The organism is Shewanella sp. TC10 (assembly GCF_009663145.1).
GTDB lineage: Bacteria > Pseudomonadota > Gammaproteobacteria > Enterobacterales > Shewanellaceae > Shewanella.
The window spans coordinates 71,949-96,660 of record NZ_VKHR01000013.1; the positions used below are offsets into that span (position 1 = coordinate 71,949).

At 40.1% G+C, this 24,712-nt stretch carries 21 protein-coding genes and 2 tRNA genes; 15 read left to right on the top strand and 8 right to left on the bottom strand.

What is annotated here, in order from left to right:
• Window positions 1-294 precede the first annotated feature (294 nt).
• A complete protein-coding gene (topA, locus tag FNZ24_RS06665; protein ID WP_153913718.1) occupies window positions 295-2,958 on the top strand; it encodes a type I DNA topoisomerase in 2,664 nt (887 codons plus the stop codon).
• Between the two features lie 467 nt (window positions 2,959-3,425).
• Here topA and FNZ24_RS06670 read toward each other — a convergent pair whose 3' ends face one another.
• Window positions 3,426-4,211 carry a hypothetical protein gene (locus FNZ24_RS06670; protein ID WP_153913719.1) on the bottom strand — a complete coding sequence of 262 codons (786 nt, stop codon included), beginning with the start codon at window positions 4,209-4,211 and terminating at the stop codon, window positions 3,426-3,428.
• A gap of 354 nt (window positions 4,212-4,565) precedes the next feature.
• Between FNZ24_RS06670 and cysB the strand changes: the two genes are divergently transcribed.
• The gene (cysB, locus tag FNZ24_RS06675) at window positions 4,566-5,540 is read left to right on the top strand and encodes an HTH-type transcriptional regulator CysB (protein ID WP_153913720.1); all 975 of its coding nucleotides are present in this window, start codon (window positions 4,566-4,568) and stop codon (window positions 5,538-5,540) included.
• 98 nt (window positions 5,541-5,638) lie between these two features.
• On the opposite strand, the gene purN is transcribed toward cysB, so the two are convergent.
• Both purN and purM read right to left on the bottom strand, forming a co-directional pair.
• On the bottom strand, window positions 5,639-6,283 hold the full coding sequence (purN, locus tag FNZ24_RS06680; protein ID WP_153913721.1) for a phosphoribosylglycinamide formyltransferase: 645 nt from the start codon (window positions 6,281-6,283) through the stop codon (window positions 5,639-5,641).
• Window positions 6,284-7,321: a phosphoribosylformylglycinamidine cyclo-ligase gene (gene purM, locus FNZ24_RS06685; RefSeq protein ID WP_153913722.1), complete on the bottom strand. Its 1,038-nt coding sequence runs from the start codon at window positions 7,319-7,321 to the stop codon at window positions 6,284-6,286.
• 241 nt (window positions 7,322-7,562) lie between these two features.
• Here purM and upp point away from each other — a divergent pair, with 241 nt between their 5' ends.
• Entirely contained in the window at window positions 7,563-8,189 is a 627-nt protein-coding gene (gene upp / locus FNZ24_RS06690) for a uracil phosphoribosyltransferase (RefSeq protein WP_153913723.1), read from the top strand.
• Window positions 8,190-8,260: 71 nt separating this feature from the next.
• Here the strand turns inward: upp and FNZ24_RS06695 are convergent, their stop codons facing one another.
• Complete coding sequence (locus FNZ24_RS06695) at window positions 8,261-9,580, bottom strand: Na+/H+ antiporter family protein (RefSeq protein ID WP_153913724.1); 1,320 nt, start codon at window positions 9,578-9,580, stop codon at window positions 8,261-8,263.
• A 411-nt stretch (window positions 9,581-9,991) separates the two neighbouring features.
• Between FNZ24_RS06695 and FNZ24_RS06700 the strand changes: the two genes are divergently transcribed.
• A complete protein-coding gene (locus tag FNZ24_RS06700; protein ID WP_102528360.1) occupies window positions 9,992-10,597 on the top strand; it encodes a peroxiredoxin in 606 nt (201 codons plus the stop codon).
• 62 nt (window positions 10,598-10,659) lie between these two features.
• Here the strand turns inward: FNZ24_RS06700 and rnt are convergent, their stop codons facing one another.
• On the bottom strand, window positions 10,660-11,331 hold the full coding sequence (gene rnt, locus FNZ24_RS06705; RefSeq protein ID WP_153913725.1) for a ribonuclease T: 672 nt from the start codon (window positions 11,329-11,331) through the stop codon (window positions 10,660-10,662).
• A gap of 139 nt (window positions 11,332-11,470) precedes the next feature.
• On the opposite strand from rnt, the gene FNZ24_RS06710 reads away from it, so the two are divergent.
• The 11 genes from FNZ24_RS06710 to FNZ24_RS06760 all read left to right on the top strand — a co-directional run bounded on the left by FNZ24_RS06710 (window position 11,471) and on the right by FNZ24_RS06760 (window position 21,042).
• A complete protein-coding gene (locus FNZ24_RS06710) occupies window positions 11,471-12,340 on the top strand; it encodes a flagellar protein MotY (RefSeq protein ID WP_153913726.1) in 870 nt (289 codons plus the stop codon).
• A 1,469-nt stretch (window positions 12,341-13,809) separates the two neighbouring features.
• On the top strand, window positions 13,810-14,211 hold the full coding sequence (gene ybgC, locus FNZ24_RS06715) for a tol-pal system-associated acyl-CoA thioesterase (RefSeq protein ID WP_153913727.1): 402 nt from the start codon (window positions 13,810-13,812) through the stop codon (window positions 14,209-14,211).
• On the top strand, window positions 14,201-14,890 hold the full coding sequence (tolQ, locus tag FNZ24_RS06720) for a protein TolQ (RefSeq protein ID WP_153913728.1): 690 nt from the start codon (window positions 14,201-14,203) through the stop codon (window positions 14,888-14,890). Before ybgC ends, tolQ begins: the two co-directional genes overlap by 11 nt.
• The gene (gene tolR, locus FNZ24_RS06725) at window positions 14,890-15,315 is read left to right on the top strand and encodes a protein TolR (protein ID WP_153913729.1); all 426 of its coding nucleotides are present in this window, start codon (window positions 14,890-14,892) and stop codon (window positions 15,313-15,315) included. Before tolQ ends, tolR begins: the two co-directional genes overlap by 1 nt.
• Before the next feature lie 4 nt (window positions 15,316-15,319).
• Window positions 15,320-16,255, top strand: a complete 936-nt coding sequence (tolA, locus tag FNZ24_RS06730) for a cell envelope integrity protein TolA (protein ID WP_153913730.1) — start codon at window positions 15,320-15,322, stop codon at window positions 16,253-16,255.
• A 9-nt stretch (window positions 16,256-16,264) separates the two neighbouring features.
• Window positions 16,265-17,593 carry a Tol-Pal system beta propeller repeat protein TolB gene (gene tolB, locus FNZ24_RS06735; protein ID WP_153913731.1) on the top strand — a complete coding sequence of 443 codons (1,329 nt, stop codon included), beginning with the start codon at window positions 16,265-16,267 and terminating at the stop codon, window positions 17,591-17,593.
• A 19-nt stretch (window positions 17,594-17,612) separates the two neighbouring features.
• On the top strand, window positions 17,613-18,164 hold the full coding sequence (gene pal / locus FNZ24_RS06740; RefSeq protein ID WP_153913732.1) for a peptidoglycan-associated lipoprotein Pal: 552 nt from the start codon (window positions 17,613-17,615) through the stop codon (window positions 18,162-18,164).
• A gap of 65 nt (window positions 18,165-18,229) precedes the next feature.
• Window positions 18,230-18,955, top strand: coding sequence for a tol-pal system protein YbgF (gene ybgF / locus FNZ24_RS06745; protein WP_153913733.1), 726 nt, complete (start codon window positions 18,230-18,232; stop codon window positions 18,953-18,955).
• Window positions 18,956-19,265: 310 nt separating this feature from the next.
• A tRNA-Lys gene (locus FNZ24_RS06750) sits at window positions 19,266-19,341 on the top strand.
• Between the two features lie 66 nt (window positions 19,342-19,407).
• Window positions 19,408-19,483, top strand: a tRNA-Lys gene (locus tag FNZ24_RS06755).
• Window positions 19,484-19,872: 389 nt separating this feature from the next.
• Window positions 19,873-21,042: a DcaP family trimeric outer membrane transporter gene (locus FNZ24_RS06760; protein ID WP_153913734.1), complete on the top strand. Its 1,170-nt coding sequence runs from the start codon at window positions 19,873-19,875 to the stop codon at window positions 21,040-21,042.
• A gap of 115 nt (window positions 21,043-21,157) precedes the next feature.
• Here the strand turns inward: FNZ24_RS06760 and FNZ24_RS06765 are convergent, their stop codons facing one another.
• The 3 genes from FNZ24_RS06765 to FNZ24_RS06775 all read right to left on the bottom strand — a co-directional run.
• Window positions 21,158-21,418 (bottom strand): GrxA family glutaredoxin, encoded by a 261-nt coding sequence (locus FNZ24_RS06765; protein ID WP_055026330.1) that lies wholly within the window; start codon window positions 21,416-21,418, stop codon window positions 21,158-21,160.
• A 72-nt stretch (window positions 21,419-21,490) separates the two neighbouring features.
• Window positions 21,491-23,248, bottom strand: coding sequence for a DEAD/DEAH box helicase (locus FNZ24_RS06770; RefSeq protein WP_153913735.1), 1,758 nt, complete (start codon window positions 23,246-23,248; stop codon window positions 21,491-21,493).
• Window positions 23,249-23,476: 228 nt separating this feature from the next.
• Window positions 23,477-24,712 (bottom strand): acetate--CoA ligase (locus tag FNZ24_RS06775; protein WP_153913736.1); only part of this gene is annotated, 1,236 nt, incomplete at its 5' end.

The window sequence follows — 24,712 nt, forward strand, 5'->3', positions numbered from 1 at the left end:
CTAGGTAGTGCAAGATTACAGCCAGTATACTGATGAAATAGGCCTAAACAAGCGGTGACTTTGGTCGCAAAAATTGAAAAAGTGACTAAACATGCACAAGTTTTACTTGCTAGACCATAAATAATGAAATATTACTTTTAATTAACGCAATATTATTTTTTCTCATTTTTTATAATTGATTAAAAAATGGCTCGCTGGACACATAATAGAGGTATTTACTTGAAACATTCGTCTCAACACTCTATATATGGAACCAATTTAATCTATCAGAGACTTTTTGGCGCAAATTAATCTATGGGTAAATCGCTAGTTATTGTCGAATCACCGGCCAAAGCCAAGACTATTAATAAATACCTTGGTAAAGAATTCATCGTTAAATCGAGTGTAGGTCATATCCGTGATTTGCCTACATCATCATCGCCTGACAGCAAGGTTGCGACTAAAACGCCTGCTGAAGTCAGGAAAATGGCTCCTGAAGAGAAAGCTAAATATAAGCTACAACGCGACAAACGTGCGTTGGTGGCTCGCATGGGTATTAATCCTGAAAAAGGCTGGGCAGCCAAGTATCAAATATTACCTGGCAAAGAAAAAGTCGTTAAAGAATTAAAAGCACTTGCTGAAAAAGCTGACCATATCTATCTCGCAACCGATTTGGATAGAGAGGGAGAGGCAATTGCTTGGCATTTACAAGAGATCATTGGTGGTGACGAATCTCGTTATCAACGTGTTGTCTTTAATGAAATTACTAAGTCTGCGATTCAAGATGCATTTAGTGAACCTTCAGCTCTCGATACCAATATGGTTAATGCACAGCAAGCACGTCGATTCTTAGACCGTGTCGTGGGTTTCATGGTGTCGCCGTTACTTTGGAAAAAAGTAGCGAGGGGATTATCTGCTGGTCGTGTTCAGTCAGTTGCAGTTCGCTTAGTCGTTGAGCGTGAAGGCGAGATTAAAGCATTTGTTCCTGAAGAGTTTTGGGATGTGCATGCTGATTTGGCGACTTCTGAGCAACACAAATTAAAAATGCAGGTGGCTAAATTCCAGTCGGCTGCATTTAGTCCAATTGATGAAGCGCAAGCGCAAGTTGCATTAGATGCATTAAAAGATGCCAAGTTTGTTGTCACTGGTCGTGATGACAAAGCAACTTCGAGTAAACCATCTGCACCTTATATTACCTCGACACTGCAACAAGCAGCGAGTACTCGCCTTGGTTTTGGTGTTAAAAAGACCATGATGATGGCGCAACGTTTGTATGAGGCTGGTCATATTACTTATATGCGTACCGACTCGACAAACTTGAGTAAAGAAGCTGTTGAAGGCGTGCGCGACATGATTGGTTCTGAGTACGGTAAGAAGTATTTACCTGAACAACCATTACGTTATGGCAGCAAAGAAGGTGCTCAAGAGGCGCATGAGGCTATCAGGCCGTCTAACGTCATTGTTCAGTCAGCATCTCTAACAGATATGGAAAGAGACGCTCAGCGTCTTTATGAGTTGATTTGGCGACAATTTGTTGCCTGTCAGATGACACCTGCTAAATACGATGCGACTCGCCTTACTGTCACTGCGGGTGATTATGAGTTAAAAGCCAGTGGTCGCACATTACGTTTTGATGGTTGGACTAAAGTTCAGCCGCCAATGGGTAAGAAGAATGAAGAAGACAATACGTTACCTGCGCTAGAAAAAGGTGATGTGTTAAATCTTAAAGATTTATTGCCTAAGCAGCACTTTACTAAACCGCCAGCGCGTTTCAGTGAAGCGTCTTTGGTAAAAGAGCTTGAGAAACGAGGCATTGGCCGTCCATCAACTTACGCAACCATCATTTCAACGATTCAAGATCGTGGTTATGTCAAAGTTGAGAATCGTCGATTCTTTGCTGAAAAAATGGGTGAAATTGTCAGTGACCGTTTAGTAGAAAGCTTCAGTGATATTATGAACTTTGACTTTACTGCTAGCATGGAGCAAACGCTCGATGATGTCGCACAAGGTAAGTTAGAGTGGAAAACCGTTCTCGATGGCTTCTATGCAGATTTAACTAAGCAACTTAAACATGCTGAATTAGATCCTGAAGAAGGCGGAATGCGTCTTAACGAGATGGTACTCGCTGAAGATATTAAGTGTCCTACATGCGGTCGCCCAATGGGGATCCGTACAGGTACAACTGGGGTATTCTTAGGTTGTTCAGGTTATGCATTGCCTCCAAAAGAGCGTTGTAAAACCACGATGAACCTTACACCAGGTGAAGAAGCGGTTAGTGATAATGAAGATGCAGAAACAGATGCGCTTCGTGCGAAACATCGTTGTGGTATTTGTGGCACAGCAATGGACAGTTATTTAATTGATGAAGGCCGTAAACTACATGTATGTGGTAACAACCCGACATGTGAAGGTTATGAAATCGAAACTGGTCAGTTCAAAATTAAAGGCTATGAAGGTCCAATCATTGAGTGTGATAAATGCGGCAGTGATATGGAACTTAAAAATGGTCGTTTTGGTAAATACTTTGGCTGTACTAACACTGAGTGTAAGAACACCCGTAAACTGCTTAAGAGTGGTGAAGCGGCGCCACCAAAAGAAGATCCAATCTTCTTGCCTGATTTAAAATGTACTAAATCAGATGCGCACTTTGTATTGCGTGATGGCGCAGCAGGTATTTTCCTTGCGGCAAGTACTTTCCCTAAGTCTCGTGAAACTCGCGCGCCTTTAGTAGAGGAACTGGTTCGTTACCGTGAGCAGTTATGGCCCAAATATCAGTTTTTAGCTGATGCGCCTGTAACCGATGATGATGGCAACAAATCCGCTGTTAAATTTAGTCGTAAAACTAAGGAGCAATACGTTGCAACTGAAGTTGATGGCAAAGCAACGGGTTGGTCGTCTAAGTTTATCGGCGGTAAATGGGTAAGCGAGTCAACCAAGAAAAAACCAGCTAAGAAAGCGGTCAAGAAAAAGGCTTCTTAAATAAATCTAGCTTTAAAAAATGGGACCTATTGGTCCCATTTTTATTGGCTAATTTTTATAGAGGTCTATTCTCGATAGCATAACTTAAATACTGTCACCTTGTTCAATTCAATCAAATATCGATACTTATCTTAACCAGCTTAAGTGTAGGTATTTAAACGCAGTCGCTCAAATATAGTCTTTTAAATGCAGTTGCTTAAACACAAGCACTTATAAATTTACGCAGAGCTGAGTAACCGAGTGCTCTAAGTTCAAGCAAGGCATTTGTGCTAGGTGCTACTTAAAATACTTCGTTGGTAGCAAATGATGATAAAAATTCGATACAGTTCGGTGAAATAGATAATTCGAATAAATTGATGTTGTGGTAAACCGGGCTAGGTGAATTTTCTTCAGGCCATAAAAAAGCCTCTTACGAGGCTTTAATTAACAGTGGTGATATAAATCTAAATTAAGAATATCTTTCGCTGCTACCATTTCTTTTTAGGCTGGAATAGCATATCGATATCATCTTCTTCATTCTTTGGAGCTTTAACAACTTCTGGGTTCATCTGTTTCTGCTGAGCATTAATTTCTTCTAGTAACTCTTTAGCCTCTTCAACTTTTCGACTAATGAATGGGTCATTAGGTGTTTTGGCCTTAATCGCTTGTAAAGTCGCTAACGCTTTTGACACCATTTGCTTAGAAGAACCAAACTGTTTGAGAGAGTTAGCTGCACGTGAACGAGACAGCATCGACTCCACATTAATACGTAACTGATAACTATCAATACGATTTTCAGCTTCACCAAAAACTTGAGGGTCGAGTTTACCTTTGTTGTTTTCGGCTCTAACAATGGCTTTGAGCTTCTTTAGCATTTGTACCAATTCTAGAATTTGTTTGTCATTATCTGGTAAGCGAAAGCTTTCAATAGCTAAAGCTTGTGAAGGGCTAGAGCTTAAGGTAGTAATTTGAGCTTGAATATCGGCAAGTCTACGCTGATAGTCAGCTTGCTGTGGTTGATTGTCGAGGTGAGCAAGTGATAACTCAAGCGCTTCATTAATTCGCTTATAAAGCACTAAAATCACACTGCTAGGGAATGAAGCTAAGCCTGTATTAGATAAAACATTTTCAGTTTCATTGATAATCGCTCTATGGCGTTTTAATTCCATTCTACGTTCCGCTTCAGCACGTTCTTTTTGTTGCTGAATAACACTAATACCAATGATCAGAATAAAAAGTGCACCTAACAGTATCAATACCAAGGTAAAGGTCATATGGTTTCCGTTCAATAATTAACAGCTGAGTGGTTTAATACCACTTTTATTAAATTTGTGATTATATCTTAGCTCAAGACACGACGAGTGTCGTATAAAAAGTCATTCAATTACTTAAGAATTGTTATAACTTTGGACTGAGTCAGCAAGATTACCATTAGAGGCCAATAACATGCAAAATTCTCAATCTCGTTATTACTATTTGCATTAATAATTTAGATGGTCTATAACATTTAGCTATAACGAGCTTTTCGTAAACGTTTTTAATTTGTATCTTTGTTGAACAGGTTTGTTCATATCGAAAGCTTTTTGTAAGAAATTGATTAGTCTCAGGCACAACGTAAAGGTCGTAACATGAAATTACAGCAACTAAGATATATTGCAGAAGTGGTAAAACACAATTTGAATGTCTCAGCAACAGCCGAAGACCTTTACACCTCGCAGCCAGGGATCAGTAAACAAGTAAGAATGCTTGAAGATGAGCTGGGCATTCAAATATTTGGCCGAAGTGGTAAGCATTTAACCCATGTGACACCAGCAGGGCAATTAGTGATTGATATTTCGAATGATATTTTAGGTAAAGTTGAAAGTATTAAGAAAGTATCAGAAGAATATACCCAGCCAAATCAAGGCGAGCTAAATATTGCAACCACTGACACCCAAGCTCGTTACGCGTTGCCACAAGTCATTAAGCCTTTTATTAAACGCTACCCAAAAGTTAACTTGCATATGCATCAAGGAACGCCATCGCAAATCAGTGAGCAGGCTGCTCGAGGTGATGCTGATTTCGCTATCGCGACAGAAGCTATGCACCTTTATTCTGATTTAATCATGTTGCCTTGTTACCACTGGAATCGCTCAATTGTTGTGACTCGCGATCACCCGTTAGCCAACCGTAAAAGCCTGACAATTGAAGATTTAGCTGAATTCCCGCTAGTAACCTATGTATTTGGTTTTGATAAAGCATCAGAGATTGAAAAGTCATTCAAGAAGGCTGAATTAGAGCCAAGAGTGGTATTCAGTGCAACCAGTGCAGATGTGTTAAAAACATATGTAAGACTAGGGCTTGGCGTTGGAGTTATTGCTTCTATGGCGATTGATCCAGTTATAGATAAAGATTTAGTCGCAATTGATGCGAGGCATTTATTTGCACACAGTACGACAAAAATTGGCTTTAGACGTGGCAGTTTTTTACGTAGTTACATGTATGACTTTATGTATAACTTTGCGCCTCACTTAACCCGTGATGTCGTTGAGAAAGCGGTTGCACTGCGAGACCAACAATTAATTGATGAAATGTTTGCTGGAATGGACTTGCCCGTTCGATAATTTAATTATTCACAGTACAGTTAAGTGCAGGGACATTCTGATTAAAACAAAAAATCTCGCCTAGGCGAGATTTTTTTATCATTAATGACAGCAAAAGCTTAATCAGGAGCATAACCGTGAATGCCAATTAATTGGTCATCCAAATAGGCTTTGTTATCTACCATGTTAAGTCTTTTTAAGCTAAACCACTTTACCACAAGTGGGTAAATAGCATGCTCTTGTTCATGAACGCGGCTAGATAAGGTTTCAACAGTGTCTTCTTCATAAACCGGTACTTTAGCCTGTAAAATAACAGGGCCAGCATCGAGTTTAGGAATAACAAAGTGTACACTGGCGCCATGTTCAGTATCTTTTGCGTCTAACGCTCTCTGATGGGTATGTAATCCAGCATACTTAGGCAATAAAGAAGGGTGGATATTGACCATTTTCCCCATGTATTGACTAACAAACTCATCAGACAAGATTCGCATAAAGCCGGCAAGCACGATTAAATCGGGTTGATACTGTTCAATGGCTTGCTGTAAACGCATGTCATACTGCTGACGGCTTTCATCCTTACGAGCGATAACACAGCTGGTATTGATTTCAGCATGATGAGCACGGACAAGGCCGTATGCATCAGGCTTATTGCTGATGACCCCAACGACTTCAGCGCTAAGGTTATCATCACAACCATCAATAATGGCTTGTAAGTTACTACCGTTCCCTGAAATAAGAACAAGAACGCGACAGCATTCAGACATCTAGTTAATCTCCACTTGCTCTTCGTCACCTTGACGATTTGCAATTTCACCGATTAACCAAGCATTTTCACCTTCAGCTTTAAGCAATGCTAATGCAGCTTCTACTTTTTCAGCAGGAAGGGCAATGATCATACCTACGCCGCAGTTAAAGGTACGGTACATTTCAAATTGTTCAATGTTACCGTTTTCCATTAACCAGTCAAAAACGATAGGCCACTGCCAAGAGTCACCTTTTACGACAGCTTTGCAGTCATCTGGTAGAACGCGTGGGATATTTTCCCAGAACCCGCCGCCAGTGATATGCGCCATTGCATGAACTTCAGTTTGTTCAAGCAATTTTAGTAATGGCTTAACGTAAATTTTTGTTGGCTCTAATAAGTGTTCGATGAGTGGCTTACCAGCAAGATCTTGTTGTGGATCTGCTTCGCTTACTTCTAATACTTTACGAACTAACGAGTAACCGTTTGAGTGAGGGCCTGTTGAACCTAAGGCAATCAGTGCATCGCCAGATTTAACTTTAGTTCCGTCAATAATGGCTTCTTTTTCAGCCACACCAACACAGAAACCTGCTAAATCGTAGTCTTCACCTTCATACATGCCAGGCATTTCAGCAGTTTCACCACCGATTAAAGCACAACCTGATTGATGACAACCTTCAGCAATACCATTAACTACTGATGTTGCAGTTTCAACATCTAACTTGCCAGTAGCGTAGTAATCAAGGAAGAATAATGGTTCTGCGCCAGACACGATTAAGTCATTTACACACATAGCAACTAAATCAACACCAACAGTGTCATGCTTTTTGTAATCAATGGCTAAGCGTAACTTGGTTCCAACACCGTCAGTACCAGAAACTAATACTGGGTGTTTGTACTTAGTTGGCAATTCGCAAAGAGCGCCAAAACCACCTAGGTTGCCCATTACTTCAGGACGGTGAGTGCGTTTTACCGCAGATTTAATGTTATTGACTAATGCATTACCAGCATCGATATCAACGCCAGCGTCTTTATAGCTAAGTGGTGTAGGAGTGCTCACGGAGGATCCTCTAAGGTACATCGTTTTATGGGATTTTATGCGGCGCTATTCTATCAGCTTGTGATAGGCGTCGAAAGTCATGTTTCAGGTTTATCCGATTATGAAAACAGTTTTCTGTAATGGTTTTAGCTGTTTAGCGTGAGATTGGCTGCAATTATGAAACTTTATGTTTTATAAAGAGAATAAATAAACTAGAATTTGAACAATTTGCGAAAAATATCTCATCATTAGGAGTGCAAAAATGAAAGTTGTTGAAGTAAAACATCCGTTAATTCGTCATAAAGTAGGGTTAATGCGCGAAGCTGAGATCAGTACTAAGCGTTTCCGTGAGCTAGCAACAGAAGTGGGTAGCTTATTAACGTACGAAGCAACTGCAGATTTTGAAACTGAAACTGTCACTATTAATGGCTGGAACGGTCCAGTTGAGATTGAACAGATCAAAGGTAAAAAGGTTACAGTCGTTCCAATTCTGCGTGCAGGCCTTGGAATGATGGATGGCGTTCTTGAGCATATGCCAAGTGCTAAAATTTCTGTTGTCGGTATTTACCGTGACGAAGAAACGTTAGAGCCTGTGCCGTATTTCGATAAGTTAGTAAGCAATGTAGATGAGCGTGTAGCAATTGTAGTCGACCCAATGCTTGCCACTGGCGGTTCAATGATTGCGACTATCGATTTACTGAAAAAGCGTGGCTGTGTATCGATTAAAGCTCTTGTGTTAGTTGCGGCGCCTGAAGGGATTAAAGCGTTAGAAGAAGCTCATCCTGATATCGAACTATTCACTGCATCTATTGATGACTGCTTAAACGAGCAAGGTTATATTTTACCAGGCTTAGGTGATGCAGGTGATAAGATTTTCGGCACTAAATAAGTTAGTTGGCTGAGAAAATAAAAAAGGAGCCAATGGCTCCTTTTTTATTGGGTGTTGTTAATTTTAACCGACTACAGCACCATGGCTGCAATCCAACCAAAACCGATTAGCGGAATGTTGTAGTGAATAAAGGTAGGAATAACACTGTCACGGATATGATCGTGCTGGCCATCAGCATTCAGACCGGCAGTCGGACCTAACGTTGAATCTGATGCCGGCGAGCCTGCGTCACCTAATGCTGCAGCAGTACCCACAAGTGCGATAGTCGCAGCTACAGAGAAACCGAAGGTTAAGGCTAATGGTACATAAATAGTTGCAATAATTGGAATAGTCGAGAAAGAAGAACCGATCCCCATGGTAATCAGTAAACCAACGATTAGCATGAGTAATGCAGCTAAGGCTTTATTGTCACCTATAATATCGCCTAATGAAGTCACAAGCGTGCTGACTTCTCCTGTTGACTTAACTACAGCTGCAAAGCCTGCGGCGGCAATCATGATGAAGCCAATATTTGCCATCATCAACACACCTTGGTTAAACATATCTTGCCTAACATCAGGTTTAATAATGCCTGAGAAGCGGAAAATAATGAAACCAGTCAGGGCACCAAAAATCATCGAATCAGTTTGCAACTGCACAACCAATGTTGCCACGATGGCGACAAGAGAAATGACAATGGTCTTTTTATTAATGCCGACGGTTTCTTGCTCAACTTCAATATCTTTAGCTTCATAAGTGCGTGGCTTACGATAGGTAATAAATACCGCAATTAACAAACCGGTAATCATACCCAGTGCAGGTAATAGCATTGCTGTAGGAATTTGCTCTTTAACTGCTTCAAGACCGTTATTATTCAAATTAGCCAGTAAGATATCATTTAAGAAAATACCTCCGAAGCCAATTGGTAAAATCATGTAGGTTGTCACAAGACCAAAAGTGATAATACAAGCCACAAGACGACGATCAATTTGCAGTTTGCTTAACACATGCAATAAAGGTGGAATAAGAATTGGAATAAACGCAATGTGAATTGGCAGAATGTTTTGAGAGCTAATTGCCATCATTAAAATAGAGGCCAATAACAACCAACGTACCACCAATGTGTTGGTGCTGTTAGGCTCTTTACCGACTTTCTTAATGATGTTGTGGGAAATTAGCGTCGTTAAACCAGAATGAGATAACGCTGCAGCAAAGGCACCCAGTAAGGCATAACTCAAAGCAATTTGTGCACCACCGCCTAGACCCTCGTTAAAGGCTGCGATAGTTTGATGAATATCTAAGCCTCCTACTAGACCTGCAACAAGTGCGCTTATTGTTAGCGCAATGACAACATTCACACGCATGAGACTTAATGCAAGCATTAAGGTGACAGCAATTACGACCGCATTCATATTAATTTTTTCTTTTTAAGTTTTGTTATTAGATAGACATAGTGAGCTCATTCTTGTCTGTATCAAACCTCATGTCCAGTTTATCTATATTCAGTTTACAAAAAGTGTTGGCATGTAAGGAGGGTTTTTCATTGATGTAACGAGGCCTGTTACGATGTTGAATTTAATCTATAGTCTATTGAAAGTAAGGCATGGCGCGTTTTTTCAGCAGGTGAAACATATTTCATCCTAAAAGACTTATTTATTTAATCAATTAGGGGTAAGGTATATCGCAATTATCCTAATTAGATATTTTCAAACAAAAGCAATTGTGTGAGCTATCTCGCATAATGGTTTCGTTTGGGTATAATGCTACTCAGATTAACAGGCATTGTTTTAAAGTTTTTTTCAATCCATAGATGGAGATATAAAATGAGCGTATTAGTAGGCCGTCCGGCCCCAGATTTTACTGCCGCAGCGGTTCTTGGTACTGGTGAAATTGTTGATAGTTTTAATCTATCTACAGCGATTAAAGGTAAATCAGCAGTTGTTTTCTTCTACCCACTTGATTTCACTTTTGTGTGTCCTTCAGAGTTGATTGCTTTTGATCACCGTATTGAAGAGTTCACTAAACGTGGTGTTGAAGTTATTGGTGTTTCTATCGATTCTCAGTTCTCACATCACGCTTGGAGAAATACTGCTGTAGATAAAGGCGGTATCGGTGAAGTTAACTACACTTTAGTCGCTGACGTTAAGCACGAAATCTGTAAAGCATACGATGTTGAGCATCCAGAAGCTGGTGTTGCTTTCCGTGCTTCTTTCTTAATCGACAAAGAAGGTCAAGTTCGTCACCAAGTAGTAAACGACTTACCACTAGGTCGTAACGTTGATGAAATGCTACGTATGATTGACGCGCTACAATTCCACGAAGAGCACGGTGAAGTTTGTCCTGCTGGTTGGGAAAAAGGCGACAAAGGTATGACTGCAACGACTGAAGGTGTTGCTTCTTACTTAAAAGACAATTCTGACAAGCTTTAATCGCTTCTGTTAGATAATAAAAAAGCTGCCTAGGCAGCTTTTTTTGTGTCTTCAGTTTGATATCAATTCTCAGAATCTTGTTTTACTTCATCTGCTTCTTCACTCACCATTGGCCAACCGCCTAAAGTTTTCCACTTATTGACGATATAACAAAATAATTCAGCGGTTCGTTCAGTGTCGTACAAAGCTGAGTGTGCTTCTTTATTATCAAAATCGATTCCAGCCATTTTACAAGCTTTTGCCAGTACAGTGTGACCAATCGCTAAACCTGCTAGCGTCGCGGTATCGAATGTGGCGAAAGGGTGAAATGGTGAACGTTTTAAATCGTTTCGCTCGATGGCTTTATTAACAAAACCAATATCGAATGCGGCGTTGTGAGCAACGATGATACAACGGTGGCAATCTGCAGCTTTTTGCGCTTTTTTGACATTCTTGAAGATTTCTAAAAAGGCTTGTTTTTCATCTACTGCACCACGTAATGGATTTGTTGGATCTATGCCATTAAATGCCAATGCTTCAGGCTCAAGGTTTGACCCTTCGAATGGCTCAATATGAAAGTGCTGAGTTTTGTCTAATTCGATAAAACCATCGTCATTCATTTTAAGGGTGGTGACCGCTATTTCTAGCAACGCATCAGTGGCGGCGTTAAAACCTGCAGTTTCGACATCGATAACAACAGGAAAGTAGCCTCTAAAGCGGTGTTTGAATTTGTTTGCGTCGCAGATATCGCTCATTAAAAACCTCATTCTCTAATATGTCGGCTATTATGCAAAAACTGCGGCTCAGTGTCATGTTTGATTGTGTGATTTCTCTGCTAAAGAATAATAAAACATTGCCGATAATAAAAATGTGACCAATAAACAGGGTGTTTTTATGTGGCGTAAAGTAATTCTACTGTCGAGCTTAAGTTTTGTATTTCCTGCGCAAGCAGATCTGCAGCACTATGTTGCGTCTTTAGATGATTCAATGTGGCGTATTAGTCAAAATAGCCCAATTGAATGTCGCCTAGAGCATGATATTCCTGATTACGGTAAAGCCATTTTTACGAGCAAAGCAGGTAAAGATCTCAATCTTAATTTCACCCTCGATATGTGGAATAAGCCTGATCAGGTCACCAATGCTGAACTTATCAGTAAAGCCCCTCAATGGCGCCCAGGTGTTAATGAGAAAGCCATCACTAAACTTAAATATCAAAAGCAGTTTAATGGGGAAGTGCCTAAACAAGCCGCTTGGTCAATGCTGTCAGAACTCAGTAAAGGTATGCAGCCAACGTTTTACTATGCTGATTGGTATAATCAGTCTGATAAAGTTGCTGTAGGTTTATCTGCAGCAAACTTCGGTGGCCAGTATCGACAGTTTCGCTCTTGCTTATCTACCTTATTACCCTACGGTTTCGATGATATCGCTTTCACAGTGTTAAATTACGAAGAAGGTGGCACTAACTTAACCCGTTTTTCGAAGCAGCAATTAAACCGCGTACAAGAATATCTATCCTATGACTCAGATGTAGAGTTAATCTTTGTTGATGCTTACACTGATAGCTACGGTGGCCGTTCTATCAACCAGCGTGTATCAGAGCGTCGTGCTGATTCAGTCGCAGACTTGTTAGTGGCAAGTGGTATTGAAGAAAGTCGAATCCATAAAACGGGGCATGGTGAAAGGCGACATGTGGCTTCAAATAACTTAGTTGAAGAAAGAGCGCGAAATCGCCGTGTTGTGATAAAAATATCAAAAAGCATCTAATCTTGATGGTGAGTTTTGGTAGGCTTAGTATTTGAGAGTCCCTCAGGTCGCTTTACTTGAACAGACAAAATAAAATAAGTACATATTGATAATGGTTTAGCAAATCCAGCTAAGCCATTTTTTATGCCTGTAAAAAGTGTTTATTTGAGTTTTTGAAAGTACCAAATTTTAGACAAAAAAAAGCCCGCTTAAAGTAAGCGGGCCAAACAATTTGTATTCACAAATTCAAGGAAGGAAGTCAAGCATAAGAACCAGGGATAAGATGAGGTATTGGGGTACATCATCTTGGAGTTCTTGGTTTTCAATAACTAAGTTAGCTATGTCCTGAAAACAAGATACATATTAGAGATTTTGCTCTAGATTGACAAACTAGAAAAATTTCACTTTCGCATTAGTAAAACTAATCCCATCATTTGGTGCTGTTTTCACTGTAATCACACTTAAGTGATTAAAATGGAATAAAACATACTTTATAAGCATGCTAAGTGAATATTTAGTCGTAATAGAACCAAGTATTAATATTATGTAATTGTTAAATATCAGCTGGCTTATAAAATAATTCAAAGTATTTTAAATAATTTCATGCTTCGCAAGCCCATGATATCGGGTTGTTTAGCCAGTGGGTGACGTGTGTCACTGTTTATATCTCAACGTTTTGCTGGCACACGATAACCCTAAGAACCCTTGGTGAATATTATTAATGCTGAAAAAGTAATATCGTTCAATATCTGTTCGTTATTAGCAGTGTTAACCGTATTTAACTACTAAAATTGCAAATGATAGTGAGTTGTCGAAAAATTAATTAACTTGGCATAAGCCATAAATTATCTTATCCAAATTTATTTGTAATACTAAAGTTTGGGAAAGGTAGATATTTATGCTCTTTTTTCAACTTATTTTAGGTACTTTTTGTATGACTTCTTATTAGGTACCTCTTATGGAAATTCTTATAAGGTACTGCGCATATATTAGAACGGTTATTTTTTATCTGACTTTTATCAGGCTTGTATTTGGTTTTTACTGACTAGGGAAAACCTTTACAAAATAAAGCACAGGCCGGTTAATAAAATTTAGTCAGTTTTTTTGACTTGTTCTACGAAGAAAAAACGGCTCACAGAATATGAGAGTTAAGTCGGTTTAAACGTTAACAAGACGTATATAAGTATACTGTTTAGTTTAGTGAGCAGAATTAATGAACTTCAAGCCTGAATAAACTTTTGTCGGTTGAAATTTATACGTTTAGAAATTTGATTATTCGCCGCAAGTCGTTAATAGAATGTAAATTTATCAAGAGTTAACATTAAAGTTTCTTCATTTCTAACGCTTATCCCTGCAAAAGCCGATTATTAATGGCAAATTAAGTGTTCGGCCTTAAAATAAAGCCTCCTTTACTCAGTCCTTTTGTTCACAAGCGTTAAGGTACTCGGTATAGTAAGCCATCTTTTATTACGCAAAATTCACAATCGCTAATTATGTTTACATGGCCTATTTCGATTTATTATGAAGACACCGATGCCGGTGGAGTAGTTTACCATTCTAACTATTTGAACTTCTTTGAACGAGCTCGAACTGAATGGTTAAAATCCATGGGTATCGTTCAAAGCAAACTACTTGCAGAAGATATTGCTTTTGTTGTGAAGCATGCCGAATTAGATTTTCGCATTGCAGCACGATTTGAACAGAACTTATTTGTTGAATCGAAGGTCATAGAATTAAAAAAAGCCTCATTGATCTTTAAGCAGCGTTTGCTTGACGACAATGGCGACTGTTATTGTGAAGGCACCATTGTGGTCGCTTGTATAGCGTTATCACGTATGCGACCAAGAGCTATCCCATTAAATATTGTGCAGGAGTTTAATCGTGCAAGCTGAAATTTCTTTTATCGGTCTTTTTTTAGAGGCAAGTGTTCTCGTTAAGTTAGTGATGCTAACTTTATTATGCTTATCTATTGCCTCATGGGCTGTGATTATTCAGCGCCGAAAGTTACTGAATAGCGCTCGCGCAAAATCGATAAAGTTTGAAGATACCTTTTGGTCAGGTGTTGATCTCAATAAATTATATAAAGAATTATCTGCTCGTGGTGAAGGGGTTTCAGGTCTTGAAGCTTTATTTGTCGCAGGCTTTAAAGAATATTCACGCTTAAGCCAAGCAAACAGTAAGTCTCCTGAAGCGGTAATGGATGGCACAACTCGTGCGATGCGAGTGAGTTTGTCGCGCGAAGTTGAGCGTTTAGAAACACACCTTCCTTTATTGGCAACCATAGGTTCAACAAGTCCATACATTGGCTTATTTGGAACAGTATGGGGCATCATGAATTCATTTATCGCACTTGGTGCGGTTGAAAATGCGACTTTAACCATGGTCGCTCCCGGTATTGCCGAAGCCTTGATTGCTACAGCAATGGGTCTATTTGCCGCGATTCCAGCCGTTATTGGCTACAACCGTTTCTCAACTCAAGTAGAAAAAATTGAAATGGCTCACGTTAACTTTATGGAAGAGTTCTCTAACATATTGCAACGCCAAGCCTACAGCGAGAAGGAAGCGGGGTAATGTATCAACGCAAGCGCCGTCGCCCGGTCGCCGAAATTAATGTAGTACCTTATATTGATGTGATGTTGGTGTTGTTAATTATCTTTATGGTAACGGCACCGATTGTTTCTCAAGGGGTCAAAGTTGAATTACCTCAAGGTGAAGCTGAGCCGTTACCTGCTGAAAGCAAACCACCGATAGTTGCATCTATTGATGAGTTTGGTGAGTACTTTCTAAATGTTGGTAGTGGATCAAATGATGATTCCTTGTCACTCGATGAGATTTCGATTCAAGTTGGAGCAATGATTTTGCTTGAACCTGAAAGGCCTGTTGTGGTTAAAGCCGATCGTCGTATTCCTTATGAAAATGTCATTCAGTTAATGGTAAGTCTTCAAGGTGCAGGCGTGCCTGCGGTAGGCTTAATGACTGATTCGCCTGAGGAGTAATTTGGTGGCTGCTAAATCTGAATTAACTTTACCCATTACCATTTCTGCTGGTGTGCATGTTGGCGTCATTGTAGCGCTAGCTTTGGGGATTAGCTTTGAGGACAAACCCAAGCATTTACCTCAAGCCCAGCAATATGAACCGATAGTACAAGCTGTAGTTGTGGATCAGCAACGTATTAATGACCATGCTGAAAAACTTAAAAAACAACGTGAAGATTCAGCTCGAATAGAGCGTGAGCGTCAAGCTGAATTAGACAGACAAGCGCGTAAAGCGAAAGAAGAAGTTCGTAAAGAGCAAGAGCGAATCAAACAGCTTGAAAATCAACGTAAGTTGAAAGAACAAGAAACGCTGAAAGCCAACAATGCAGCGAAAGCCGCTAAGTTAAAAGAAGCACAAGAGAAAGAAAAAGCACAAAAAGCAGCAGATTTACGCAAGAAGCAAGAAGCTGAACGTCAAGCGGCTGAAAAAAAGGCGGCTGAAAAACGCAAAGCAGAAGAAGCTGCAGCAGCCAAAAAACGTGAAGATGAACGTAAACGCAAAGAAGAAGCTGAAAGAAAACGTAAAGCTGAAGAAGCTGAACGTGCTCGTCAAGAACGAGAAATGGCTGAAGCAATGGCTGCAGAACAAGTTGCTTTATCAGCAACACGGAACAGACAAGTAGTGTCAGAAGTTAATAAATATACTGCAATGATTAAATCTACCATTCAGCGCAACTTAGTTGTTGATGAGTCTATGCGTGGTAAAAGTTGTCGAGTATTAATCCGCTTAGCGCAAGATGGTTTTGTGACAGCAAGTCAAACGTTAAGTGGTGACCAAGTGGTTTGCCGTGCAGCGAAAGCTGCGATTAACAAAGCTGGGCGTTTACCTGTTTCATCAGAAGCTGATGTTTATAACAAAATGAAAGAAATTAATTTAACCGTATCACCGGAATTTAATTAAAGGAGTCACATGAAGATTTTGGCAAAATGGTTAACGATATTGGTACTTTTGACCAGTACTACGGCTAACGCAGCATTAGATATTGTTATTACTGAGGGTGTAGATGCAGCAAGACCTATTGCTGTCATGCCGTTTGTTTGGAAAGGAACTGATGCAGCGCCGCAGCAAATTAGTGATGTTGTAACGAGTGATTTAGCAAGAAGCGGCACATTTAGCCCTCTTGATGCTAGAAGCTTACCTCAAGCAAATATTAGTACTGTAAAAGAGTTTAATGCGACAGGTTGGGAGCAAACTGCTTCTGATGCACTGCTGGTTGGCTCAATTACACCTTATGGTACTAATCAGTATTTAGTTAGTTTTGATCTGATTGATTTGGTAAAAGCACAACTGCAAACAGACAAAGGTCCCACACCAGCAAGCGATTTATTATTAGAAAGTCGTGAAACAGTGATCAGTGAAGCACAGTTCAGACAATATGGTCACCGTATTAGTGACATAGTGTATGAAAAGCTAACAGGTATTCGTGGTGCATTCTTAAGCCGCGTTGCTTATGTTGTAGTGAAACAAGGGGAGAAGTCTCCGTATCATTTAATGATCTCTGACTACGATGGCTATAATGAACAAATGCTACTGCGCTCTCCAGAGCCATTGATGTCACCGGCTTGGTCACCAGATGGACGTCGTTTAGCTTATGTTAGTTTTGAGAACCGTAGAGCGGAAATCTTTGTGCAAGATATCTATACTCAAGAACGTGTTAAGGTGAGCTCGCATCAAGGTATTAATGGCGCACCGAGTTTTTCTCCTGATGGCAAAAAACTTGCTGTAACCTTATCAAAAGATGGTCAGCCAGAAATTTATATTATTGATATCGCCACTAAAGCTATCAAGCGTGTGACCAATCATTATGCTATTGACACCGAGGCATCTTGGACTCCAGACGGTGAATCATTGATTTTCACCTCTGAACGAGGCGGTAGACCACAAATTTATCAAGTGAAATTGAGTACAGGTAAAATTTCACGAGTGACATTCGAAGGCGAGTGGAACTTAGGTGGAACAATAACGCCTGATGGTCGTAGCATGATTTTTGTTAACCGTACTAATGGCAAATACAATATTGCGAGAATGGATCTAAAAACTCGCTTTATGCAGGTACTCACTTCGACTCAACTTGATGAGTCTCCAAGTATTGCACCAAATGGAACCATGGTTATCTATGGTACTACTTACCGAGGCAAACAAGTGTTAGCCGCGGTATCTATGGATGGACGATTTAAAGCAAGACTACCAGCGGGCCAAGGCGAAGTGAAATCGCCAGCCTGGTCTCCATTTTTATAAAATTAATTAAGGATTACCCATGAATCTGAATAAGTTGTTTAAAGCTATGTTAGTTGTTGTACCTGTAATGGCATTAGGTGCATGTAGCACAACTTCAGAATCTGAAACTGATGCAAGTGGTTCAACAAGTGGTTCTACTACCACAACTACTGGCGGTGAATATGGTTCTGGCGGTGTTGAAACTGGTGGCGCTGCGCCAATCTTAACTCCAGAAGAACAACAACGTGTCGAGCAAGAAGAGCTACGTGCACAAAACATCATTTATTTTGACTTCGACCGCAGTGAAGTTCAAAGCGAGAATGCTGCCATTATCCAAGCACATGGTAACTACTTAGTTGAGCATCCAAATGTACGTGTGCTTATTGAAGGTCATGCAGATGAGCGCGGTACACCAGAGTACAACATTGCATTAGGCGAGCGTCGTGCTAAAGCTATCGCTAAATATCTACAAGGTATGGGCGTTCAAGCTAGCCAAATGAGTGTTGTGAGCTACGGTGAAGAAAAACCTTTAGATTTTTCTCGCTCAGAAAGTGGTTTTGCAAAGAACCGTCGTGGTGTTCTAGTTTACTAATAACGTAAAAATTCAACTGACGTTTACGGAAGGCCAGTCCTACTGGCCAGTTTAGGAGTTTATTGATGAAACATGCTGTTTTAATGGCTGCAATGTTTGTAGCTGCAGGTGCTACTGCTGCACCTGCGCCGGTACAAGATATTGCTGGTGGTTCAAGTGATGATCGAATTTCGCGTTTAGAACGTATTATTAAGGCGAAACAACAAAGTGAATTTGAAGCACAACAACGTTTAGATGCTTTACAACGTGAAGTACTCGATTTACGTGGCATTACTGAACAGCAAGATTACCAAATTAGTCAAATGCTTCAGCGTCAACGTCAGCTTTATGAAGAAATCGCCAACTTATCTGCTAGCGCAGCCTCAACAACGGTGACAGTAGCAGATTCAAGTGCTAGTTCTGCTAGTCAATCAACTTTAGGCGAAACAGCGAGCTATGAACAAGCTGTTAATCTAGTGCTTAAAGAAAGAAAGTACGATGAAGCTATTCCAGCTTTTAGTGAATTTATCAAACAATACCCTGACTCAACTTATGCTGCTAATGCAAATTACTGGCTTGGGCAGTTATTATTTAATAAAGGTACCTTTGCAGAAGCTAAGCAAGCTTTTAATACTGTGGTCAGTAAATACCCTAACTCTAACAAGCGTGGTGATAGTTTAGTTAAACTAGGCATGATTGCTGAGAAAGAGGGTGATAGTGCTGCAGCAAAAGCTTTCTATAATCGTGTATTAAAAGAATATGCCAATAGTGCCTCCGCTCGTCTAGCACAACAACAACTGTCGGCTTTATAAGCCTAATTTAACTAAAAAACAGCCTCTTAGTTTATTTTTAGTGCAAACGGCAAAAAAACCATAAATTGCGCTTGCATGAGAAGATGAAAAAGGTATTATAGGCGCCCTCAGAACGGAGCGACGTTCTGGGGTCATTAAACAGGTTAGATTAACTTATTTTGATGACAGATTGATTGAACTCTATTTATAGTCTTCACTTAATCTAATTATTAAAGATGGGTCGTTAGCTCAGTTGTTTGTTCTCTTGTTTACAAGAATAGACAGTTGGCTTTCTCTCCAATTAAGACATAAGTTTTAGTGAAAAAAAGATGGGTCGTTAGCTCAGTTGGTAGAGCAGTTGGCTTTTAACCAATTGGTCGAAGGTTCGAATCCTTCACGACCCACCACTTTCTAAAGGTGTTGCCAGTTAGGCATAGATTTAGACGTAATGAATCGTTACGTAAAATATAGATGGGTCGTTAGCTCAGTTGGTAGAGCAGTTGGCTTTTAACCAATTGGTCGAAGGTTCGAATCCTTCACGACCCACCACTTTTCTGAAAGTGAGATTGCCCGTTTGGCTTTAATTCAGAACCTTCCAAGTAAATCATTATTTTTTATCAATCTTTAACTCTTTCTTGTTTTAAAAATTTTATTAGCTAATAAAAGCCAGTTTTTTATTAGTTGTTAACACCTCGTTTTTGTCAAACTTTATGCGTCAGTCTTAAGTGCTGTTTTTTAATGGTATTTTATCTTTTAAGTTTCATTCTACATTTTTAACTAAACCTTAAAGCTTTTAATGGCTTGCTTCAGATCCAATTTTCCTTGTCGATTCAATTTAGCCTTTTCTCATCTACTTTTGTCTAATAGACCTATTGCTAATGTTGCTTGTTTGTTATGTGGGTCATATTGCAATGGATGATAAGAACAGGGAGAGCATGATGAAACAAGCAAAATTGAGTTTAGCAATTGGTATTTCGATGCTGGCATTAACCAATGTTAGTTATGCGGATACAGAAATGAAGTTTGGTGGTTACGTGAAAGCTGATGTGATGTTCAGTGATTATGGTAATGGGGCGCCAGACTCAGGAAGTTTATCTCGTCAGTTTTATGTGCCTGGTACTATTTATGGGGAAGAAGGAAATGGCAATCAAGTTGTCGATTTTCAAGCCCGTGAAACTCGATTTAATTTTAAAACAGTGTCTGATTTTGATGGTCATAAATTAACGGGGTTTATTGAATTAGACTTTATGACGCATACCGATGGTAACGAGCGTGTTTCTAATAGTTATTCGCCGCGTATTCGCCAAGCATTTATAAGCTATGACAATTGGACTGTGGGTCAGACTTGGACCACTTTCCAAAACCCAGGTGCATTACCTGAAAACTTAGATTTCGTTGGCGCCGCTGAAGGTACACCGTTTGTGCGTCAAGCAATGATCCGCTACACCAATGGCGGTTTCCAATTAGCAGTAGAAAATCCAGAAACAACCGTTAACCAATACCAAACAGCATCTCGTTTAACCAGTGGTAGCGGAATTGTCCCTGATGTTGTTGCACGGTATAACTTTAAAACAGAAGGTGGCACAGCTATCTCTGTTGCGGGTATTTTACGTCAGTTAAATGTAGAGCAAAATCTGAAAGATAGTGACGGTGATGTGACACAATCTATAGATTCAACAGAAATGGGCTACGGCGCTAGCATCGCAGGTGTTATCCCTGTAGGAAACGATGACTTTAAATTCTCAGCGACTTACGGTGAAGGTTTAGGCCGTTATATGGCGCTTAACTATGCAAATGCAGGTAACCTTGATGCTTCAGGTGAAATTCAGACAATCAGTTCGTATGGTGGTTACGCAGCATATCGTCACTGGTGGAATGATAAGTGGCGTTCAAGCTTAACTGTGTCAGCATTTAAAGCTGATAACGATACTATGCTATCAAGTGATCAAGTGAATGCTGAATCATATTCTAGCTATATTAACTTACTGTATTCACCCACTAAACCACTCACGTTCGGTGTTGAATACATGTATGCAATGAACGAACGAGAAGATGGCAGTGACGGTGATTTAAGCCGTATCTTATTCTCGGCTAAATATGTGCTTTAAGATTGGTGATAAACAGCAACTTTTCCCGATAAATTAGTTGCATTAAAAAAGGGTTAATTCATTAGAATTAACCCTTTTTCGTTTAATAACCAATAAACCCGTCGTTATGAACGATTTAACCTAGTAAGTTATTTGAGCGAACGTATTGTTCAAATTCAGTGTAACCGCCAACATGAACTTCATCTACGAAGATTTGCGGTACAGTTTCAACAGGCTTACCCACTGTTTTCTCTAAATCAGCTTTAGAAATACCTTCAGCATGAATATCGACATATTTAAATTTAAAACCGTCACGTTGTTCAGTTAATTTTTCTGATAATTCAACTGCACGTACACAATATGGACAGCCTGGACGGCCAAAAATTACAACAAACATAGTGACTCCTTTTTTTGATTTGACGATTTATACCATAAGTTTTATCGAATTGATAATTTATAGCTAACTCGACTAAAAACTACTTTCGTTAATGGTTTTATATCGGCCTTTATAGTCAAAAAACTTTTCGACTAAATCCCATTTGTGTTTTTGTTTTTTAAGTAGCAGTAAATCAGGCTTTTTAAATCTGTCGATTTGAGCTACAAGCTGTTGAGGTGTTTTATATTGTGGGTGCTTCATTCCCGGTGTTCTTGAATGTGGTGCTATAAAGATAGCGAATAAAGCTCGTCGCTGGGCAGGTGTGTCCATTTTGAAGGTTTCTTTGAAGTCATTGGCTTCAATATCAAAATATTGCACTATCAAGTTATTTTCTTCAGCTTTGAGTTGCATTTCTTGGCATTTAAATAAGTGGTGATGTTGTGACGCTAGTACTTGCTTTAAACGTTTGTCAGGGTCGATAAGTGTTGACTGGCAGGTTTGGCAGATACGCGCTGCAATATCATTTTCTGCGCCACAATCAGGGCAAGATTTAGAGCGGAACCGAAAATCACATTGCTGTTTTTGGGTATCGTGCGTATTTTCGATTAGCCCTTGGCAGCGCCTACCGAAATGTTCAACGATATCTCCGTCACCATCAACTAGCCCCCAAAAGGTATTAGCAAATTGACATACAGGACAATGGACCTGAACGGGTACAGACTTGCTATTAGTTTTTACTTGGCCGACTTCTGGGAAATATAAATCATAACCATTTGCAGCGTAATCGATAACTAAGCAATCAGCTTTATTAGGCGCTAAACGTAAGCCTCTGCCAATCATTTGTTGAAATAAGCTAACGGATGCTGTGGGCCTTAATATCGCGATTAAATCAACGTGAGGTGCGTCAAACCCCGTTGTTAGTACAGCAACGTTAACGATGAACTTAAGTTGCTGCTGTTTAAAGCGGGAAATAATCTCATCGCGTTCAATATGAGGAGTATCTGCAGTAATTAAAGCGGCATCATCTGCTAGCAATTTAATGATTTCTTTTGCATGTCTAACCGTAGCTGCAAAAATAAGCACGCCTTTACGATGCTCTGCAAGTTGTAGAACTTGTTTGATAATTGCAGTGGTTGCACGGCCTTGATGATTGAGTAAATCATCGACTTCTTTTTGTTGATACTCGCCAGTTTCTGATGGCGAGATTTGGCTAAAGTCGTATTGAGCACTTAAGCCATCAAAAATCTTCGGCGCTGTTAAGTAACCCTTTTTAATCAAAGGCCGCATTGGTAATTCAAAAATGCATTGTTCAAATATCGGCTTTTCAGTATTACCGACTTTGCCATGGTAGTGGTGTCGGTATATCCAACCTAAGCCTAAACGGTATGGTGTCGCGGTTAATCCTAGTAATTTAAGTTGTGGGTTTTGCTTTTTCAAATGGGCAAGTAGCTGCCAATATTGGCTATTTTCATCGTTGCTGACTCTGTGACACTCATCGATGATCACTAAAGAAAATTTCTGCTTAAATTTCTCTGGTGCGCGTGCTGCTGATTGCACGCTTGCAACGACAGTTTTACCAACAGCTTTTTTTTGATTAAGGCCTGCTGAATAAATACTGGCTTGGTCTGTCAATAAACCTACTTTTTCCGCATTCTGCGCCACTAACTCTTTGACATGAGTTAGTACTAATACATTGCCTCTCGCTATACGAGCTAGCTCGGCAATGACAATGCTTTTTCCAGCACCAGTAGGCAGGACGAGTACCGCTGAGTCGTTACTCTTTTTAAAGTGGGCTATTGCAGCATTGACTGAATCTTGCTGATAATCACGCAGTGAAATGGCTACAGACATAAACTCTTTGTTATTTAACTCGTATTGAATGTGTGAGCTGGGCTCATGAGCGAAGAGCTACTTTAGCATGGAAGTGGATGTAAATTAGATTTTTACCATTATAGAAATAGATATATTTGACATAAAAAAGCCCCCTCAATTGAGGGGGCAATGAGAATCTGGTCAAGACTCTCTAGGTGGGTAGGACGTAAAAGGTGTGATTAACCTGACAGGTAAAACACGTCAGAGTTATTCAGTTTTATTTAAGCGAGACTCAATAAGCGTATCGATTACTGCTGGATCTGCCAGTGTTGAAGAATCACCTAAGTTAGTCACTTCATTGGCTGCAATCTTACGTAAGAATCGACGCATAATTTTACCAGAGCGTGTCTTAGGTAAACCGCCAGCCCATTGAATTAAATCAGGGGTTGCTAAGGCACCAATTTCTTTACGTACCCACTGGCGAAGCCCTTGACGTAGCTCTTCGGTTTCTTCAATACCTTTTGTTAGAGTCACATAAGCGTAGATGCCTTGGCCTTTGATGTCATGGGGGTAACCAACTACGGCGGCTTCAGCAACTAGCTCATGTGAAACTAGGGCGCTTTCAACTTCTGCAGTACCTAATCTGTGACCAGAAACATTGATAACGTCATCGACACGACCTGTGATCCAGTAATAGCCATCTTCATCACGACGAGCACCATCGCCTGTGAAGTACATGCCTCTGAACGTTTTAAAGTAAGTCAGTGCAAAGCGGTCATGGTCGCCATAAACCGTGCGCATTTGGCCTGGCCAAGAGTCGAGGATGACTAAATTTCCTTCGACAGCGCCGTCTAAAATATTACCCATGTTATCAACTAAAGCAGGTTGCACGCCAAAGAAAGGGCGAGTCGCAGAACCAGGTTTTGCATCTGTTGCACCAGGAAGTGGGCTAATTAAAATACCGCCAGTTTCTGTTTGCCACCAAGTATCGACAATAGGGCAAGATTCATGACCAATGACTTCGTGATACCAACGCCATGCTTCAGGGTTAATTGGTTCACCCACTGAGCCCATAACACGTAACGAGCTGCCATCAAAACCTTCAAACTGCTCTTTACCTTCAGCCATTAATGCACGGATCAATGTTGGCGCTGTGTAGAGAATATTAACTTTATGACGGTCAACCATTTCACCTAAACGAGAAGGGCCAGGGGAGTTAGGAACACCTTCATGAATAAGTACAGTTGCCCCGTTAGCTAATGGGCCATAAACCATGTACGAGTGACCTGTAATCCAACCTACATCAGCAGTACACCAGTAAACTTCACCTTCTTTGTAGTCAAATACGTATTCGTGAGTCATTGATGCGTAAACCATGTAACCACCGGTCGTATGTAAAACGCCTTTAGGGTTACCAGTTGAACCAGAAGTGTAAAGTAGGAACAGCGGATCTTCAGCGCCCATTTCTTCTGCTTGGCAATGCTCTGAAGCWGTTGCCAAGCA

What these genes read in the sequence shown, in the direction of transcription:
- FNZ24_RS06760 (WP_153913734.1), top strand. Translation starts at nt 19,873, where the DNA reads ATGAAACAAGCAAAATTGAGTTTAGCAATTGGTATTTCGATGCTGGCA.
- FNZ24_RS06710 (WP_153913726.1), top strand. Translation starts at nt 11,471, where the DNA reads ATGTGGCGTAAAGTAATTCTACTGTCGAGCTTAAGTTTTGTATTTCCT.
- topA (WP_153913718.1), top strand. Translation starts at nt 295, where the DNA reads ATGGGTAAATCGCTAGTTATTGTCGAATCACCGGCCAAAGCCAAGACT.
- tolR (WP_153913729.1), top strand. Translation starts at nt 14,890, where the DNA reads ATGTATCAACGCAAGCGCCGTCGCCCGGTCGCCGAAATTAATGTAGTA.
- FNZ24_RS06700 (WP_102528360.1), top strand. Translation starts at nt 9,992, where the DNA reads ATGAGCGTATTAGTAGGCCGTCCGGCCCCAGATTTTACTGCCGCAGCG.
- ybgF (WP_153913733.1), top strand. Translation starts at nt 18,230, where the DNA reads ATGAAACATGCTGTTTTAATGGCTGCAATGTTTGTAGCTGCAGGTGCT.
- tolB (WP_153913731.1), top strand. Translation starts at nt 16,265, where the DNA reads ATGAAGATTTTGGCAAAATGGTTAACGATATTGGTACTTTTGACCAGT.
- pal (WP_153913732.1), top strand. Translation starts at nt 17,613, where the DNA reads ATGAATCTGAATAAGTTGTTTAAAGCTATGTTAGTTGTTGTACCTGTA.
- upp (WP_153913723.1), top strand. Translation starts at nt 7,563, where the DNA reads ATGAAAGTTGTTGAAGTAAAACATCCGTTAATTCGTCATAAAGTAGGG.
- rnt (WP_153913725.1), bottom strand. Translation starts at nt 11,331, where the DNA reads ATGAGCGATATCTGCGACGCAAACAAATTCAAACACCGCTTTAGAGGC.
- FNZ24_RS06765 (WP_055026330.1), bottom strand. Translation starts at nt 21,418, where the DNA reads ATGTTTGTTGTAATTTTTGGCCGTCCAGGCTGTCCATATTGTGTACGT.
- cysB (WP_153913720.1), top strand. Translation starts at nt 4,566, where the DNA reads ATGAAATTACAGCAACTAAGATATATTGCAGAAGTGGTAAAACACAAT.
- purN (WP_153913721.1), bottom strand. Translation starts at nt 6,283, where the DNA reads ATGTCTGAATGCTGTCGCGTTCTTGTTCTTATTTCAGGGAACGGTAGT.
- FNZ24_RS06770 (WP_153913735.1), bottom strand. Translation starts at nt 23,248, where the DNA reads ATGTCTGTAGCCATTTCACTGCGTGATTATCAGCAAGATTCAGTCAAT.
- FNZ24_RS06695 (WP_153913724.1), bottom strand. Translation starts at nt 9,580, where the DNA reads ATGAATGCGGTCGTAATTGCTGTCACCTTAATGCTTGCATTAAGTCTC.
- FNZ24_RS06670 (WP_153913719.1), bottom strand. Translation starts at nt 4,211, where the DNA reads ATGACCTTTACCTTGGTATTGATACTGTTAGGTGCACTTTTTATTCTG.